At 70.4% G+C, this 17,204-nt stretch carries 10 protein-coding genes and 1 pseudogene; 2 read left to right on the top strand and 9 right to left on the bottom strand.

All coding sequences use genetic code 11. From position 1 onward, the window contains the following. Positions 1-198: 198 nt before the first annotated feature. The 3 genes from VT85_RS25235 to VT85_RS25225 are packed head-to-tail and all read right to left on the bottom strand — an operon-like array spanning position 199 to position 5,071. Entirely contained in the window at positions 199-3,438 is a 3,240-nt protein-coding gene (locus VT85_RS25235; protein ID WP_068421074.1) for an ATP-binding protein, read from the bottom strand. After that, the gene (locus VT85_RS25230; RefSeq protein WP_156513106.1) at positions 3,435-4,082 is read right to left on the bottom strand and encodes a MarR family transcriptional regulator; all 648 of its coding nucleotides are present in this window, start codon (positions 4,080-4,082) and stop codon (positions 3,435-3,437) included. The genes VT85_RS25235 and VT85_RS25230 overlap by 4 nt, the downstream gene beginning before the upstream one ends. Beyond that, positions 4,079-5,071, bottom strand: coding sequence for an endonuclease domain-containing protein (locus VT85_RS25225; RefSeq protein WP_068421071.1), 993 nt, complete (start codon positions 5,069-5,071; stop codon positions 4,079-4,081). Before VT85_RS25225 ends, VT85_RS25230 begins: the two co-directional genes overlap by 4 nt. 3 nt (positions 5,072-5,074) lie before the next feature. On the opposite strand from VT85_RS25225, the gene VT85_RS28060 reads away from it, so the two are divergent. Beyond that, entirely contained in the window at positions 5,075-5,653 is a 579-nt protein-coding gene (locus VT85_RS28060) for a hypothetical protein (protein ID WP_156513105.1), read from the top strand. Here VT85_RS28060 and VT85_RS25220 read toward each other — a convergent pair. Further along, positions 5,644-6,387, bottom strand: a complete 744-nt coding sequence (locus VT85_RS25220) for an SDR family oxidoreductase (RefSeq protein WP_068421070.1) — start codon at positions 6,385-6,387, stop codon at positions 5,644-5,646. The two genes, VT85_RS28060 and VT85_RS25220, sit on opposite strands and share 10 nt — an antisense overlap. Before the next feature lie 605 nt (positions 6,388-6,992). Here VT85_RS25220 and VT85_RS25215 point away from each other — a divergent pair. Next, positions 6,993-8,465: a family 43 glycosylhydrolase gene (locus VT85_RS25215; protein WP_082858892.1), complete on the top strand. Its 1,473-nt coding sequence runs from the start codon at positions 6,993-6,995 to the stop codon at positions 8,463-8,465. 25 nt (positions 8,466-8,490) lie between these two features. Here the strand turns inward: VT85_RS25215 and VT85_RS25210 are convergent, their stop codons facing one another. The 5 genes and pseudogenes from VT85_RS25210 to VT85_RS30155 form a co-directional block, all read right to left on the bottom strand. After that, positions 8,491-9,207 (bottom strand): PEP-CTERM sorting domain-containing protein, encoded by a 717-nt coding sequence (locus VT85_RS25210; protein ID WP_197491003.1) that lies wholly within the window; start codon positions 9,205-9,207, stop codon positions 8,491-8,493. Positions 9,208-9,612: 405 nt separating this feature from the next. After that, on the bottom strand, positions 9,613-12,546 hold the full coding sequence (locus VT85_RS25200) for an alpha-L-rhamnosidase N-terminal domain-containing protein (RefSeq protein WP_068421064.1): 2,934 nt from the start codon (positions 12,544-12,546) through the stop codon (positions 9,613-9,615). 246 nt (positions 12,547-12,792) lie between these two features. Then, the gene (locus VT85_RS25195; protein WP_068421062.1) at positions 12,793-13,512 is read right to left on the bottom strand and encodes a hypothetical protein; all 720 of its coding nucleotides are present in this window, start codon (positions 13,510-13,512) and stop codon (positions 12,793-12,795) included. Positions 13,513-13,606: 94 nt separating this feature from the next. Next, positions 13,607-16,048 (bottom strand): DEAD/DEAH box helicase, encoded by a 2,442-nt coding sequence (locus VT85_RS25190; RefSeq protein ID WP_068421060.1) that lies wholly within the window; start codon positions 16,046-16,048, stop codon positions 13,607-13,609. 919 nt (positions 16,049-16,967) lie between these two features. Further along, positions 16,968-17,117: pseudogene (locus VT85_RS30155) on the bottom strand (SWIM zinc finger domain-containing protein); the annotation flags it as partial. Positions 17,118-17,204: the final 87 nt, after the last annotated feature.

The following is a 17,204-nucleotide window of genomic DNA, read 5'->3' as shown; positions in this document are numbered from 1 at the left end:
CCTCGCCCTCCGGGCTCCGGACGTGCTCGGGACGAATCCCCAGGAACCGCACCCACGGTCCTACAGCCGATTCCTTCGGCGTAATCGCACCCGAACCTGTCCAACCTGGATCGGCGGAATGAAGCCCGGACTTGAGAAATTCCAAGAACCCCTCGCCCCATCAATCGGGACGATCGGACATGGCGCCGGGCATGGATCTCAGGGGGTTCGCGAGGCCCTGGCCTTGGCGACGATCGCCGCTTCCTCCAGCGGGTTGGCCGGGTGTCGGGAGAGGGAGTAGGGGGCCTGGATCTTGAGCGGGGCGCGAAGGTCGACGTCGGCGTTGTGGACGTAGAACCGGCCGGCGGGGAGGTTCGCCACGTCGTCGCCCTGGCCCCCCTTCATGCGGATCATGTCGCGGACGGCCTCGACGGACGCGTTGGCGTTCAGCTTGCCGTAGACGTGGGTCGAGCAGTTGCCGACCAGCTTGGGGTTCACGTCCTTCGGGTTTTGGGTGGCGAAGACCAGGCCGAGGTGGTACTTCCGCGCCTGGGCGCCCAGGCGGAGCAGGCTCTCGCCGCAGGAGGAGCTGCGGCCGGACGGGATGAAGTCCTTGGCCTCGTCGATGACGAGCAAGCCCCGGAGCGGACGGCCGCCGGGGTCGGGATTCCGCTTGATCCAGGCGAAGAGGGTCATCGCCAGTTGGTTGAGGAACCGTCGCTGCGACTCCAGGGTCGCCAGGCCGATCAGGCTGACGACCGAGACCCGCGCGGGGGCGTCCGGGCTCGTCGGGCCGAACAGCAGGGCGGGGTCGAACGGGGTCCCCCCCGTCCTCATGAGCGGGTCGGTCGCCATCTCGGCGAGCAGCGCGTCAGCCATCTGAACGGCGAGCTTAGGCTCTGTGCTGATCCCCGTGCCGGCTTCCGGCGGGAGATCCTTCAGCACCTCGATCAGTTCCGGCATCCGGCCGCCGCCGCCTCGCTTCGCCAGGTAGCGCAGGACTTCGGCGAGCACGCCGAGCTTGTATCCGGACGCCTGGCTCTTCCCTTTCGCCACGATCGGACCGAGCGACTCGACGACGCACTGGACCGCGTCGTCCAGCTCCTCGCGGTCGTCGGCCAGCGCGGCCAGGTCGGGGAGGGGCTCGAACCAGAGCGGGTTCCCGTCGGCCCGGTTGGGCGTCCAGACCACCACGCGGCCCGAGACGTGATAAGCGTCCGCCTTGCGACGGTCCTCGTCGGTCCAGCCCGCCGGGGCCGTCTCCCAGCGCTCGTCGAGGGCCGCCAGGTCGTTGGCGCAGTCGACGACGATGGACGGCACCCCCGCCAGCGCCGCCTCCTCCACCAGCCGCTTGAGGAACACCGTCTTCCCCGACCCCGCACCGGCGATCACCAACGTATGCTTCTCCAGCGACTTGACCGGCAACCCGAACGGCTCGCCGAGCACCGAGCCCGTCGAGCGACGCCCCAGCGGGATCGTCGCGGATGACGGCGGCGTGACCACCGGGCTCTTCGGAGTCTCGAGATCGACCGGCGCGACCGCGACATCGTCGACCTTCTTCACGCCGTCCCCGTTCGTCGAGCGGGTCGGAGGCTGGACCGACGCCGGGGGCGGGACGTCCGCGGCGAAACCGTCCCCCATGATCCCCCGCAGGAGGGCCAGTTGCGAGGCCGGACGGCGGGCCTTGAGCCAGGCGTCGAAACCGGCGTCGTTGCGACGCTTCAGCGCATCAAGGGCGTGGAGCGTCCGCAGCTCGTCCTCGGAAGGCTCGACGAAGACGCCCCCCAGCGAGGCGAATCGGGCGGTCATCTCGGCCGTCTTGGCGCCGCCGGGGACGGGGATCGACCGGACGACGGCGAGGCGTCGGAAATTCAGGCGACGGTCGATCCCCGAGGTGTCCAGGGCCGACGTCAACTGATTCTGATACGCTCGCGCGTTGGAGTGCTGGATCGCCCGGACGCAGTAGTGCTCCTCGCGATCCTGCTCGTTGTGGAAGATCCGCCGCAGCCGGGCGTGCAGCGGCGCCGTCTTCGCCCCCCCGGTGAACTCGACCTCGACCGTCGCGTGCACGTCGGGCGTCTCCGGCCCTTCGTGGACCAGGCAGGCCAGCCCCGACCGGATCAGCGGCGCCAGCCGCTCGTCGTCGTGCTTCTCCTCCAGGATCCACTTCGGCTCCGCCCGTTCGCGAAGGGCTTCGAATTCCTGGTCGAGCGGGTGGGGGTCGTGCTCGGACTTGCCGTTCGATCCCCCCTCGATCGCTGCCGCCGGGACGAGGATCTCCGCCTCCACGATCGCGCCGGCGGCCAGGCATCGCTGGATATGGGCGTGGCAGCGCTTCAGGACCTCGCGCGGGCTGTCTCCCTTCAGGGCCTCGAAGGCCTCGGGCCGGAACGGATAGGTCGGGTAGGAGGGAGCGAAGGCGGCGTCCCGGAACGCCGGGTCGAGGCGGCCTCGGACGAGGGCGCGGGCGACGTCGGCGGACCTCGTCGGGGAGAGGCGGAACGGCTCCTCGAAGCGGTCGAGCGAGGCCCGGAGCACCGTGCCGGTCAGGAATTCCCAGGTCGTCTCCAGGCACGAGACGAGGGTGAGCGTGGATCGGGTCACGTCGCGGAGGGCGCCCAGGCCGCCGCCGATGTCGGCGGTGATGGCCTCGGCGGTGGCCTGCTCCTCGGTCAGCGCGCCCCCCTGCCGGCGATAGTGGAGCTGGGTGACGATCGGGTCGAGCTGGTCGAAGGCGAGCACGGCGGGGCCGCTCAGGCTCAGGAACCACGAGAGCGCCTCGATGATGATCCGCGCCGGCTCGGCCTCGGCGGTGAAGCCCAGGTCGCGCCGGTCCTCCGGCTCCAGGGCCTGGCCTTGCAGCCACGTCTGGCCGAGGTTCGAGATCGTGAAGTCATCCGAATTCATGCAGATGAGGGCGCGGATGACGTTCTGATATTTCATGGTCTGTTCGGGCCAGACCTGATTCATGGCCTTCAGCACCTTGTTCACGTCGCCGCGGAGGTCGGTGCTCTTGCGGTCGGCGAGGGTCTGGAGGATCTTCGCCACGGGCTTGCTGGGGCCGAGCTTCTCGATGATGTTGCCGAGCACCCAGCGGTGCTGCGGGACGCCCCCCTCGATCTGCTTCTGGAGCGAGTGGACGTAGCCCTGGAGGACGCTCGCCCAGAAGTTCCGCACGTCGGTCAGGTCGACCATGATGAACGGATGCTTGCGCCTCGCCGCTTCGCGACGGAAGGCGCCGAGCAGGTGCGTCTTGCCCGCCCCCCCGGCGCCGACCACGGCCCAGCCCAGCGGCGAGCCCGTCCCCCGGGCCCGCTCCATGTCGTCGAGCTTGCGGGCGAAGGCGGCGCGGAGGTTGGCGTGCAGCTCGGGCACGTCGGACTCGGGGCGGCCCCAGACGTCGTTGAGTCGCACGGCCCAGTCGAAGTCCACCGATCGCAGCACGTCCAGCGTCTTCATGAGCCCCGGCCCCCGAGATAGACGATGTGCCGTTCCTCGCCGGACGGCGTGCGGAAGACGGCTTCGCGGTCGTCCGGCCCGATCTCGCGCGGGTCGTCGAGGCGGTATAGCGTCGCCTCGCCCCTCGTCTGGAGTTCCAGCAGCGCCCGGTCCAGCGCGGCGCGGGAGAGGGCGGGGAGGCGGCGGCGGACGTCGGCGAGGCGGACCCGGACGTTGGGCCGGCCGCCGGAGATCGCGTAGTACGCCGCCGTCGCCAGCGCGGCGGCGTCGCCGTCGGCGGGCGGGGCGGGGGCGTCGGCGAGCAACTCGCCGATCGACAGCTCGCGACGTTCCAGGAAGCCCTTGAGCCGCAGCAGGATCAGCCGGAGGACCTCGGTCCCGGCGGGCGTCGAGGCGTTCAGGTCGGCGTCGAGGTGGCCCCCCAGCCACCCCCAACCCTTGTCGGTCAGCGCGACGTGCAGGCAGGCGCGGCCCGTCGGCGGCTTCTTCATGGCCGATTCGATCAGCTTCGCCGCCTCCAGCCGCTTCCGCTTGTCGGCGTCGAGCTTGGGCTTCGTGAGATCCTTCAGCCAGCCCTCGCCCCCGGTGGCGGCCAGCCGCCAGAGGATGAGGGCCTCGATCGGCTTCGGCTCCAGATCCATCATCGTCCCCCTTCATCAGCATGCGTCGCCGACCGTCGGAGCGCGACCACGTCGCGGATCTTCTCGACGGCGAGGGCGACGTCCTCGACGACCTCGGCCTCGGGCAGGCGGAGCACCAGGAACCCGCTGATGGTCAGCTCATAGTCGCGGCGGCGGTCGTTGGAGAACGCCCGGATGTCGCTGTGGAAGTAGTAGCCGTCGACCTCGACGACCACCTTGCCCGCCTCCCACGCCAGGTCGACGATCGGCCTCGTCCCGCGCGTCGTCTCCACGTGGACGTTGAACCGGAACAGCCCGGCCAGCTCGGGATCCCGTCCCAGCCGCTCGGCGAGCCGCATCTCGCCCCCGCTCGACGGGTTGGGGAAGCCGATAAGCGGCGACGCGCGGACCGTCGCAGCGGGGGCCGGAGACACATCCAGATCATCTGGCGCGTCGATCCCGAGATGCGTCGCGTCGAAGGCGACGGGGTCCAGCTCGTCGGAGGCCGCGAGCCCCTCGGGGACGACGACCAGGACCCGGGCAGGGGCCTGGGCGAGCCACTCGGCGGCCCTCGCCAGCCCCAGCAGCGCGCCGGGGGGCGGGGCCTCGTCGTCGGTCGCCAGGGCGAAGAGCAGGGGGGCCGCGTCGATCGCCAGGGCCAGCTCCCGCGCCGCGGCCGTCGCGGTGAACCCCCGGGGCAGGGGCCGACGCCCGAGCCCGCAGAGCCGCCCCGCCGCCTTCCGCCAGGGGGCCGACGCGCCCTCGCCGCACCATTCGGGCCACGTCGCCAGCGCCAGGTCGGCCAGCCGCCCCAGCACGTCGTCGATCAGCGAGGTCAGCCGCGGGAGCCGATCATACCGGACCGCGACCGTCCGAAACCCGCCGTCGGCCGCTCGCTCCTCCAGTTCCGCCAGCACCGCCCCGACCCCTCCCCTCGCGACGAACGCCGCCCGCGCCCTGCCGACCCCCGGCAAGCTCAGCCTCCCGATCTCGTCCCCGAACCGGATCGTCATCAATTGCTCGAATCCACGGAATCTCGCCTAGGAAAACCTCAAACATCTGGATCCTACCCCAGCCCCGAGGTCGAAGCCACCACCAACCGACGATGCATCCAGCCGGCCGAGCGAATTGGCTTCGATCGTCGCGGCCCCGAACCAACACATTCCTCCGCAACACCTTATTTGCATGGGCCTTATGTCCAATTTTTGACCCCGCGATTGGCTTCGTTCGGCGATTTTTCTTCGATCTTCTCGTCGCAATCCTCGATGGCCGCCTCGGATCGTCGCTCCTGGGGCGATTGGCTTCCTTCGGCGGGTTCCTCGAGCGAAGCCATCGGCCGCATGATCTTTCACCGCAGTGACTTACCTCGGAAATTCCTGTCCCGGGATTGGCTTCGTTCGGCGGTTTTCTCCGATGCAGACGAGCGCCGGCGCGATCACGACTACGAACGTCCGGCCATAACGAATTGCCAAGGAGCCGGGGCGATGGCGCATCGCCCCATCTTCAACGATACGTCACGAATGCGGATTGCGGAGAACGGCCCCACGGCGGTCGAGGAGAGGGGCCGTTCATATGCGGCGGCAGATCAAAGGTAGAGGCCGCCGTTCGGGCTGATGACCTGGCCGGTGAGGTAGCCGGCGTCGTCGCTCGCGAGGAAGGCGACGACGGCGGCGACCTCCTCGGGCGTGCCGAGCCGGCCCAGGGGGATCTTGCCGACGATCTCGGCCCTCGACGCTTCGGGGATGTTGTCCAGGATGGGGGTGTCGATCCAGCCGGGGGCGACGGCGACGACCCGCACCCCGGCGGCGGCGACCTCCAGCGCGACGGCCTTGGTGAACGAGGCGATCCCCCCCTTCGCGGCCGTGTAGGCCGCCCCGCCGGGGAGCCCGCGGAGGGCCGCCACGGAGGTGATGTTGACGATCACCCCGCGGCCCCTGGGGAGCATCCGCCGCAGCGCCTCGCGGGTGTTGTAGAACGTGCCGTCCAGGTGCACCCGAAGCTTGGCGTCCCACATCACGTCCGTCATCTCGTGGACGGGGACCGGGGGGCTCGCGTTGCCGGCGTTGTTGACCAGCACGTCGGGCGGCATGTCCAGCTCGTCGAGCCGGGCGAACAGGTCCGCGACCGACTCCGACCGCGAGACGTCCGTCGGGATCGCATGCGCCTCGCCCCCCTCGTCGCGGATCAGCGCGGCGGTCGCCTCGCCCGTCGCCTCGTCGATCTCCGCCACCACCACCCGCGCGCCCTCGCCCGCCAGCCGCAGGGCGATCGCCCGACCGATCCCCGACCCCGCCCCGGTCACCACCGCGATCCTGCCCTGCAACTTCATAAACACTCCCATCACGACTTGATGAACCCCTCGCACCCCTCCAGGCTTCGATGCATCCGAAAGGAGCCCCCAGCATATCGGCGACGGCGGGCCGATCCAGGGGGGGGCGGACGACCCGGGCGGCTCCGGGCGACGCCCCTGCGGGACATGCGACGATGGAGCCGAAAGACCGACGCCGGAACCCATCCGGCGGGTCGTCCCGGCGGATCTTTACAACTCGGCCGACGATATCGTGCAGCAAAATTTCGATATATTCTCGTCCCACGATTGACCGGACGGGCTTTAAAAATCAGAGACTGGGAGACCGAGGAAGTCCGGCTGATGTGGGAGGGGGCGCCCCCCGGATGCGCGTCGACCCGCCGCCGGGCCTCGGGGGGCCGGGGCCGGACGCGCCGTGAGACGGCCTCAAGAGAGAGACCGCCCCGTCAGGTACCGAACGACGGTTCTCGGACCTGCGGGGTCGGTCCTCGGAGAGCTTGATAATCGCCCCGGGTGGATCGAGGCTACCGGTGGGCGTTTTCTGGGGCGATGATGGAGGATCGCCGGTCTCGCGTTCCGCGTGGGAACGGGCTGCGGGGCGGTCGATCGATCGGGGGGGTTTCGCGATGAAGACATGGCGACGCGGACTGTTCGGGGCGATGGTGGTCCTCGCGGCGTTCGGGGAGGTTCGGGCGCAGGAGGTTCGCGACTTCTTCAACATGGTCGTCCCTTCCGGGGCCGATCCGTGGGTGTACCGGCATGACGACGGCTGGTATTACGTCACGTATACGACGGGGAGCGACGTGGTGCTGCGGCGGTCGCGGACGATCTCCGGGCTGGGAGGGGCCGAGAGCCGCGTGGTCTGGACGCCGACGCCCGGCGCGCCGTTCAGCCGGGAACTCTGGGCGCCGGAGGTCCACCACCTGCGCGGGAGGTGGTACGTCTACGTCGCGGCCGACGACGGCGACAACGCCAACCACCGGATGTACGTGCTGGAGAACACCGCGGCCGACCCGTTCGAGGGCGCGTTCCTCCTGAAAGGGAAGATCGCCGACCCCGCGTCGGATCGCTGGGCCATTGACGGCTCCGTGCTCCGGCTGGGCTCGGGCGATTCCGAGCGGTTGTACTTCGTCTGGTCGGGCTGGGAAGGGGACGTGAACGTCGACCAACGTCTTTATATCGCCCCCATGAGCGACCCGACGACGATCTCGGGGCCGAGGGTCGAACTCTCGCGGCCGACGTTCCCCTGGGAGAAGGCCGCCGGGCCGCCGACGATCAACGAGGGGCCGCAGGCGATCGTGCGGGACGGCCGGATGTTCCTGATCTACTCGGCGGCGGGGAGTTGGAGCGACTCCTACTGCCTGGGGATGCTCTCGGCGAAGGCGGACGCGGACCCGCTCGATCCGGCGTCGTGGACGAAGACGCCGGAGCCGGTCTTCGCGGGCGGGGACGGCGTGGTCGCGCCGGGGCATTGCTCGTTCACGAAGTCGCCCGATGGGACGGAGGACTGGATCGTCTACCACGCCGCCAAGAAGCCCGGCTCGGGCTGGTCGCGGTCGGTTCGCGCCCAGCCGTTCCGATGGAACGACGACGGCTTCCCCGTCTTCGGCGCCCCAATCCCGCCCGACGCGCCCATTCCCGTCCCCGCCGGCGAGCCTGCGCGGCTGCGGCTGGAGGCGGAGAAGGCCCGGCTGGAGGGGGGTGCGAAGGCCGTCGCCGCCGAGGGGAGTTCCGGCGGCTCCAAGGTCGTGGGCCTGGCCGGCGCCGAGGCGAGGCTGGTGTTCGACGTGGCGGTCGAGAAGGCGGGGGTCTACGTCGCCGCCGTCCGCTATCGGACCACGGTCGCGGCGAACGTCCGGGTCGCCCAGCGCGTGCTGATCGACGGCCGGCGGGCGGGGACGATCGCGTACCCCGATTCGGGGGGCGGGCGGTGGTCGGCCGCCTTCGTCCGGCTGCCGCTCGCGGCCGGGGCGAACCGCGTGTCGCTCGCGCCGCTGGAACCGGAGGCCGAGGTCGACTGCCTCGACGTGATCCTCGACCCGCTGGACCCGGGACCGGCCGACGCGCCCACGACTCCGAAGGGTCGCGGCGCGTCCTGAGGCCGGGACTTGTTGATCCGATCGCTCAGGCCGTCGCGCGGCGGCGTCGGCGACGGCGGCGGATCACCCCGAGCGCCGGGGCCGCGGCGCCGAGGCCGAGCATGAAGACCGAGGCCGGTTCGGGGACGGCGCCGGCGGTGCTCAGGGTGACGGCGCCGATATAGGTGTCGGGGGTGCCGTCCAGCAGGTGCGCCCGGACGACATAGCGGAAGGTGAAGGAGAAGCCGGGCCCGAGGTCCGGAAGGTCGGCGTAGGTGTCGATGGTGAACAGGCCCAGGTTGACGAGGCTGGGGCCCACGTTCGAGATCGCGGTGTCGGGGGGGACCACGTCGTCCGGGGCGAACGTGAACTTGACGCTGGAGACGTCGACCGTGGGGGCGGGGGAGCCGGCCGGCCAGACGTCCGTGCCGGTGACCTGCTTGTTCGCCAGCCAGCCGGTGTTCGTCGGCAGGCCGCCGTCGGGAGACTGGGGCTGGTTCGTGGGCGAGGAGCCGTTCACCCCGAGGAGTCCTTCGATCGTGATCGAGTCGAAGAGTCGCACCTCGTAGCCCGGGTTCAGGTAGGCCTGGAAGCTGTACCGATAGACGGGATCGCCTGCCACGGGGGTGATGCCGGGGCCCGAGGGGGGTCGGGTGATGATGATCGACGCGGCCTGGGCGTCGGTCGGGGCGAGCATCGCTCCGAGGGCCGCCGCGAGGACGATCACGCCCGCGCGGCTCAGGGGCCGAGGCGTCTGAAACATGGAGTTCTCCCAGTCGTCCCGAAGGGTGTCTTGCATCGTTTCGAAGTCATGGCTCGGGCTCGTCCTTGAGCGGGCGGCCGCGACGTCCGATCGCCCGTCGCGCCGTCGCGAGGCTGGGCGAGGACGATCGAGGCCCCCGAAATCGAGTGGCGTCGGTCGCGGTGCGTGGCGGATTGTATCAATTCGCCATGAGTTCTCACAAGCAGGATCGTTCGCTAATGATGCGAATAATCGTCATGTCCTGCCGAGTCGCCACGCTTCGTCGTCCCTCGATCGAAAAAGGCCGCGACTGTCGGTCAGGGCCGGGCGGCCGAGAAGAAGGTGATCTCCCCCTCCGGTTCGACCCGGCCGTCGACCCGGTACTTCAGTTCGACCTCCTGCGTGGGACGCCGGAGGCTTTCCGATTCAAGGCGCGGGCCGGCCGTTGAAGGTCAGGGGCTTGCCGTCGGTCTCGGGGTTGCGGCCGATGGTCAGCACGACGCCCTCGGGCGCGGCGGCCTCGACGGCGAGCGCGCCGTGCTCGTCGACCTTCCAGGAGACGGTGATCGGCCCCCTGGCGGTGAGGACCGTCCCCCTGGCCCAGGAGAGGCCGGAGGGCCTGGGGTTGATCTCGACGGTCGCGGAGGCCGGCGAGGTCGGCCTGACGCCGAGGAGGATGCGGGGGAGGTAGAGGTTCGGGGCCGACGACCAGGCGTGGCAATGGCTCCGGGTCGGGAAGCCGCCGCCGCCGGTCGTTCCGGTGGCGAAGCTCTCCCACACGGTCGTCGCGCCGGCGTCGAGCATCGGCAGGTAATTCTTGTAGATCTCGGCGATGATCGCGTCCTCGCGGCCGAGCGCCTCCATCGCCCCGTAGTGATAAAGGGCGGCGAACGGCGAGCCGACGCGGACCATGCCGTCGGGGGGGGCGAGCACGTTCTTCGCGGCGGCGGCGCGGTTCGCGGGGTCGATCACGTCGTAGAGGATCGCCAGGAAGCTCGTGTGCTGGCTGGTCGACGGGCTGGCCTTGCCGTCGTCGTGCACGGAGTCCGGGTAGGCCTGTTTCTCGCGGTCCCAGAGCCGGTTCACCCCTTCCGCGAGCCGGGCGCGGGTGGCGTTCAGCCAGGCGTCGCCCGAGTGGTCGCCGAGGGCCTCGGCCGATTTCAGGGCCGCGTCGATCGCGCCGATGAAGAAGAGGCTGTTGTGCAGGACCGTCTTGCGGTTCTGGTCCAGGCCCGACCAGTCGAAGAAGTTCCAGTAGGGGCCGGTGAACAGCCCCTGGGGGTTGATGTGCTTCTCCGCCCCTTGCAGGTTCTTGATCGCCGCCGGGTGGAACTCCCGGAGGGCTTCCAGGTCGCCGGTGTACCAGTAGTAGTCCCAGATCGAGATCCCCCAGAGGAAGCTCCAGGCCGGGATCAGCACGTCCCAGCTCGACGGCGTCTGGCAGCCGGCGATCGGGTAGTGCTCCAGCGAGTCGGCCGTGATCCGGATGCAGCGCCGGGCCAGGTCGGTCGCGCCGAAGACCTGGTACGCCAGCAGCGACTCGTTCCGCGCGTCGCCGACCCAGTGGGTCTGCTCGTACAGCGGGCAGTCGGTGTAGGTGTCTTCCATGCAGAGCTTGAGCGTCCGCGTGGAGATCTCCCAGATCCGGTCCAGCCGGGGGTCGCTGCACGCGAAGCTCCCCGCCTGCTCCACCGGATAGGTCGACTCGATCAGCCGGAGGTTGCGGATCGTGACCGGCGTCTTCTGGTTCCGCAGGGTCACGAACAGGTAGCGGCCCGACCTTCGCTTCAAGGATGTGAACGTGTTCACGCCCTTCTTGGTGACGTAGCGCATCCCGTTGCGATTGCCGATCGGGAACTGGATGCGGCCGTCGGGCGCGATGTACTCCACGCCGAAGATATCGACGGACACGCCCGCGTCGGCGACCAGCTCGAAGTCGTAGTAGCCGACGTTCTGCTCGCCCAGGTCGTAGAGAAGCTCGACGTCCCCGTCGGCGCTGGGGCGGATCGTCGTCGAGGAGGGGGATTCGTGGGTCAGCGCGTACGGCTGCGACACCAGGTCGTCGGCCGGGGCGACCACCCGACGGCCGACGAACCGCCAGAAGGCGTCGCGCACGAACATCTGGCCGGAGGGCATCTGCTTGATCCGGTCCGCCAGCTTCTCCTCGAGGTCGTCGACCGACTTCACGGACGCCAGCAGCTCGGCCTTCGCGGCGTTGTAGCCCTGCTCGGCCCTGGCGAACTCCGGGCGCTGCTCCAGCTCGGGCCAGACCAGGTCGTCGCCCGCCACGGCGAATTCGGGGAAGGCGAGGAAGCAGAAGGGGTTGGTCTGGTCGTCGCCCATCGGGTTGGTCAGGCGGAAGCCCCTGGGGTCGAGGAACCGGACGGCCTTCTCCTTGTCGTGGCCGAAGAAGTTGCGGACGAAGCCCAGGAGCAGGTGCCGGCCGGGTTCGAGCTGGAACACGCCGTCCTTCGCCCGCGCGCCGTCGACGGCGACGTCGACGTTCTCGTCGGCCACGCGGACCTCGCACGGCGCGTCGTTGACGATCACCGTCGCCAGGCCGCAGCCGGCGCTCGTGTTGCGGTTGGCCTCGATCAGGCCGGGGTGGACCAGGCGGGCGGCGGGGAAGCAGAAGTTCCAGCCGTCGGCCCGGACCACGCTGGCGCCCAGGAACTTCTTCAGGGGGACAGGCTGGCGGGTCAGGAGCGCGACGTCGCGGGGGCGGAGGTCCTTCCAGGGTCCGTCGGCCGTCTCGGCGACGACCTTGGCGGGGGCGAACTGGGGTGCGGCCTCCAGGGTCGCGTCGTAAAGCTCGGCGGGCTCCATCTGGATGCTGATCTTGGGCGTGTTGCGGGCCCAGGCCTCGGCCGGCGCGACCTCCCACGATTCGTCGGTCGCCACGCTGGTCGTCCGTTCGTCGGTCCCCTTCACGTCGACCTGGACGAGCAGCCCGGCGCGCTTGGGGACCTTGTGGAAGTCTCCCACGCCGTAGTAGCGGGCCACGACGGCGATCGCGTTCTCCCCCGCGCGCAGGTACGGGGTGACGTCGAGGTCGTCGTACTGGTAGTGCTCGGCCCAGGCGCGGCAGGGGCCGTCGTTGACCCATCGGCCGTTGATGGAGAGCCGATAGAAGCTGTCGGCCGTGATCCGGACCCGCCCCCGCGCCGGGCGGTCGAGCGTGAAGTCCTTGCGCGCCAGGATCGTCTGGTTGTACGGGTTCGGGTCTTCCTGATCGAGCCAGATCCACTTCGCCGTCAGCGCGCCTCCCGGCGTCGCCGGGGCCTCCTCACCCCTCGCCCCGACGACGACGACGACCGCCGCCCAGCAGGCGGTCCAGAACGCGAATCGTGATCTTCTCATCTTCGCACCATTCCGTGTCGACGAATCCCCCGGCACCGGCCGCGCCTCGCACTCGACTCGATGATACCCCCCGGCCGGAGCCGATCCCAGACGCCAGGCGATCGCGCGAGCCCGAGCCTCCGGCGTTTCGATTCAGCCGCGATCACGAGAGGCCGTCGACGTCATCCCTTCTCCCTCGAGGGGGAGGAGGGACGTGGGCGACGGCCTCGATTCAAGGTCGGATCGGGGGGAGTTCGGGGCGGCGGGTCACTTGTAGACGGCGACGCCGGGGACGGCGGCCTTGAACGTTTCGATGGCTTCGGGGGAGACCTTGGCGCCGATGAGGTAGACGGACTTGAGGGTCTTGACGTCCTTGAGGACTTCAAGGCCGGCGTCGGTGACGTCGGTGCGGCTGAGGGCGAGGACCTGCAGGTTGGGGAGGCCCTTGAGGTGCTCCAGGCCCTTGTCGCCGACCTTGCTGCCGGTCAGGAAGAGCATGGTCAGGCCCTTCAGGTCCTTGATCTGTTCGAGGCCGGCGTCGGTGATCGCGGGGCTCATCAGGGTGAGCGCGGTGAGGGTGGGGAGTTCCTTGAGGGGGGCGAGCGCGGCGTCGGCGACGGCGGGGTTGTCGATGTAGACGACCTGAAGGTTGGGGATGGTCTTGAGGAAGGCCAGGCCGTCCTTATCGCCGCTCCACTTCTTGAGGATGTTGACCGTGGCGACCTCGGCGCCGTCCTTCCCCTTGTCGACGGTCAGCGAGGCGCCGAGCTTCTCGACCTCCACCTTGGCGAGCTTGGTCTTGAGCTCGGCGACTTCCTTCTGGAGCGCGGCGATCTGCTCCTTGAGCTTGGCCGGGTCGTCGGCCGGGGGGGCCTGGGCGGGGGCGGGCTCTTCCTTCTTGGCTTCCTGGGCGAAGGCCGTGGGGAGGGCCAAGGCGAGCAGGAAGAGGGGGGCGATCGAGGCAAGCGGGCGGAGGCGAGGGGTCATGGCGGGGCTCCCGGGTGGCGGCTTCGCATCGGTCGTGGGCCCGCCAAGGTAACCCGGCCCGCGCGGCGACGCAACCCGCGGGGGGCCGCACGGGTCAGGAGAGGAGGAATTCGAGGTCGTCGCGGGTGAGCCCGGAGATGACCCGGTTGTCGGCGTTGAGGATGGCGTCGGCCAGGTCGCGCTTCTTCTGCTGGAGGTCGAGGATCTTCTCCTCGACGGTGTTCCGGCAGATGAGGCGGTAGGCGAAGACGTGCTGGGTCTGGCCGATCCGGTGGGAGCGGTCGATGGCCTGGGCCTCGACGGCGGGGTTCCACCAGGGGTCGAGCAGGTAGACGTACTCGGCGGCGGTCAGGTTGAGGCCCAGGCCGCCGGCCTTGAGGCTGATGAGGAAGATCGGGCAGTCGGGATCGTTCTGGAACCGGTCGACCTTGGCGGAGCGGTTGCGGGTGCGGCCGTCGAGGTACTCGTAGACCAGGCCGTCGCGGTCGAGCCGTTCCTTGACGATCGACAGGAAGCTGGTGAACTGCGAGAAGACCAGGACCTTGTGCCCTTCTTCGACGATCTCGGCCAGCGACGGCATCAGCATGTCGAGCTTGGCGCTGGGGCTGGAGCTGAGGTCGGGGCTGATGAGGCCGGGGTGGCAGGCGGCCTGGCGGAGCCGCAGGAGGGCCTCGAGGACCTCGATCTTGGAGCGGTTCAGCTCGGCGGAGTCCTTCTTGAGCAGCGCGTCGCGGTAGTGGACGCGGAGTTCCTCATAGGTGCGCCGCTGGTCGGCCTCCATGTCGCAGTAGAGGGTCTGCTCGGTCTTGTCGGGGAGGTCCTTGACGACCTCGGACTTGGTGCGGCGGAGGATGAACGGCCGGAGGGCCTTGGCGAGCAGCGAGCGGTCCTCGCCCTCGACGTTCGACGAGGAGGCGTAGCGCTTGAAGACGGTGTCGCTGCCGAGCATGCCGGGGTTGAGGAATTCGAGGATCGACCAGAGCTCGCCGATGTGGTTCTCGATCGGGGTGCCGCTGATGGCCAGGCGGTGCCGGGACTTGAGCAGCCGGACCGACTTGGAGGACTGGCTCTCGGAGTTCTTGATCGCCTGGGCCTCGTCGAGGATGACGTAGTCGAAGTCGATCTCGATCAGCTCGGCGATGTCGGTGCGGAGGGTGCCGTAGGTGGTGACGATGAGGTCGTACTCGCCGAACTTCTCGCGGAGCGGGTGGCGGCCGGAGCCGGTGTAGTCCAGGACCCGGAGCCTGGGGGTGAACTTCTCGGCCTCCTGGAGCCAGTTGAAGACCAGGGAGCGGGGGACGACGGCGAGGGCGGGGCCCTTGGCCTGGCGACGGAACCGCCGCCGCTGGAGCAGGGCGAGCACCTGGATGGTCTTGCCCAGGCCCATGTCGTCGGCGAGGATGCCGCCGAAGCCGAACCGCTGGAGGTAGTCGAGCCAGCCCAGGCCCTCGCGCTGGTAGGGCCGCAGGTCGCCGTGGAAGCCCGGGGGGGCGTCGAGCGGGACGACGCCGTCGAACTGGCGGAGGTTCTTGCGGACCTTGGCGAACGCCTCGTCGATCTGGATCTCGGGCTGGTTCTCCAGGAGGGCGTCGAGCAGCCCGGCCTGGGAGGCGTTGAACCGAAGCGCGCCGTTCTCCTCGGCGCCGACGTCGGCGAGCAGGCCGTAGCGCTTGAGCCACTCGTCGGGGAGCATGCCCATGGAGCCGTCGCCCAGCTCGATCATGGTGTCGCCGCGGCGGGCGGCGGAGAGCAGCTCGGGGAGGCTGACGCTCTGGCCGCCGTAGTCGACGCCGCCGTCGAGGTCGAACCAGTCGATGCCGGTGGAGAGGGCCAGCTTGAACTCGCCGGCGGGGCGGATCAGCTTGCCTTCGGCCTCGATCCGCCAGCCGGCCAGGACCAGCTCCTTGGTGACGGCGTCCATCCGCTTGGCGGGGAGTTCCAGGGTGTTGGGGTCGAGCCGGGGGTCCTTGGCCTCGCGGAAGCCCAGCTCGAACAGCTTGACGTCGGCGGCGGACTCGGTGCGGGGGTCGCGGCGGATCACCAGGCCGACCTCGGTCGAGACGGCCAGGGGGGTGGTCCGGCCGGCGGGGATCAGGGCCCCGTCGTAGTCGAACTCCAGGTCGGCCAGGAGCTTGTCGGCGGCCATCCCCCAGTTCTGCCGGGGGGTGCGCAGGGTGAGGCTGGGGCGGGGCTTGACGGCGATCTCCTCGAGCGCCATCGACTCCACCAGCTCGGAGGCCGGGACGCGGGCCTCGTCCAGGATCCGGCCCAGCATCAGGTCTTGCTGGGGCTCGACGAAGGTGATCTCCTTCTCCAGGCGGAGGCGGACGATCCAGGACATGACCCCCAGGTCGTCGAACCTCGCGGCGCGGCCGACCCCCAGGACGAGGAGGCCGGGGACCAGCACGAGGGGCTCGGCCAGGTCCATCCGGTTGTCCCCCCGGCGGAGGACGCCGCGCCAGGACCAGCGCTTGCCGCCGGCCTCGGCGCGGAGGTCGAGGGCGAACCGCCAGGGCTGGCCGTCGTCCCAGCGCATGGTCGGGGGCTCGTCCTCGCCGTCGGTGCGGCGGAGCCGGAGCCGGCCGCTGCGGGCCAGGCGTTCGACCAGCGAGGCGTGGTCCTTGCGGAGGACGAACCGTCGGGTGCCGCGGAGTTCGGCGGCCGGGCTGCGGCTGGGGCGGGCCGGGGCGTGGGCCTCGTCGCCCGACCCGTGGCCGTTGGCGGCGGCGGCGGCGGTGAGGACGGGGGAGCCGTGGTGGGCCTCGTCGAGCAGGGCCAGGAGGAGGCGGTCCTCGGGGTCGTACTTGACGTGGGCGGCCTTGGGGGCGTACCACCAGGGACGAAGCGGGCCCCATTCCCCGGTCGGCTTGCGCTGGCGGCGGGCGAGGTCGATGACGACCTGATTCTGCGCCTGGGTGGCCGCGACGTCGAGGATGTAGACCAGCAGCCGCTTGGCGTTGCGGTTGGCGGCCTTGGCGCCGGCGCCGGCGGCGGCCCCGGCGCGGCCGGCGGCGTCGGCCTCGCGGCGGGCCTTGTTCCGGGCCGCGCGGGCCTCGCGGGCGGTGGCGGGGGTCCAGGCGCCGGTGGGGCCGGCGAGGGGCGTCCCCGGGGCGGGGGAGGGGCGGTCGCCGTTGCGGTCGCGGCCCCGGGCGGCGGCGCGGCGGTCCTTGGCGCTGGTGCGGTCGCGGCCCCGGGCCGGCCGGTTCGGGACCTGCGGGCCGGGGGTCCGGGGGGCGCCGATGATGACGTCGCGGCCGTAGTCGGCGTTCAGGATCTCCGCGCCCAGGCTGTCGACCCCCTCGCCGATCGGGGACGGGGAGGGTCGGCTCGGGGCCTCGGCGGCCCCCCCGCGCCGGGGGCGGACGCGGCGGGGCGACGGGGGGCTCGGCCACCAGCCGCACCGCCATGTTCGGCGGCGACTGGAGGAAGCCTCGCGAGTCGGCCAGCATCAGGGTCGCCCAGAGGTGCTTGCACGGCTCGCCCTGGGGCCCGAAATACGGGCACGAGCAGGTGGCCAGCAGCCGCGCGCCCCGGAGCCGGGCGCGGACCCGGTACTTGGTGGTCCCGCGCACCCGGGCCACCACCTCGTTGGGCTTCGCCGACATCAGGCTGACGCGGCCCTTCGTGAAATACGACTGGCCTCTCGCGCGGACGGCGTCGCTGAAGTTTCGCGCGACTTTCTGGGCTATCCC

Origin of the sequence: Planctomyces sp. SH-PL62, from assembly GCF_001610895.1 — a bacterium.
Classification (GTDB): domain Bacteria; phylum Planctomycetota; class Planctomycetia; order Isosphaerales; family Isosphaeraceae; genus Paludisphaera.
This window is presented reverse-complemented; position numbering and strand designations above follow the sequence as displayed.

Bases quoted from the DNA above. Each gene is read 5' to 3' on its own strand.
- VT85_RS25210 (WP_197491003.1), bottom strand. From the start codon at position 9,207: ATGTTTCAGACGCCTCGGCCCCTGAGCCGCGCGGGCGTGATCGTCCTC.
- VT85_RS25200 (WP_068421064.1), bottom strand. From the start codon at position 12,546: ATGAGAAGATCACGATTCGCGTTCTGGACCGCCTGCTGGGCGGCGGTC.
- VT85_RS25195 (WP_068421062.1), bottom strand. From the start codon at position 13,512: ATGACCCCTCGCCTCCGCCCGCTTGCCTCGATCGCCCCCCTCTTCCTG.
- VT85_RS25230 (WP_156513106.1), bottom strand. From the start codon at position 4,082: ATGATGGATCTGGAGCCGAAGCCGATCGAGGCCCTCATCCTCTGGCGG.
- VT85_RS25190 (WP_068421060.1), bottom strand. From the start codon at position 16,048: ATGCGCTGGGACGACGGCCAGCCCTGGCGGTTCGCCCTCGACCTCCGC.
- VT85_RS25215 (WP_082858892.1), top strand. From the start codon at position 6,993: ATGAAGACATGGCGACGCGGACTGTTCGGGGCGATGGTGGTCCTCGCG.
- VT85_RS25220 (WP_068421070.1), bottom strand. From the start codon at position 6,387: ATGAAGTTGCAGGGCAGGATCGCGGTGGTGACCGGGGCGGGGTCGGGG.
- VT85_RS25235 (WP_068421074.1), bottom strand. From the start codon at position 3,438: ATGAAGACGCTGGACGTGCTGCGATCGGTGGACTTCGACTGGGCCGTG.
- VT85_RS25225 (WP_068421071.1), bottom strand. From the start codon at position 5,071: ATGACGATCCGGTTCGGGGACGAGATCGGGAGGCTGAGCTTGCCGGGG.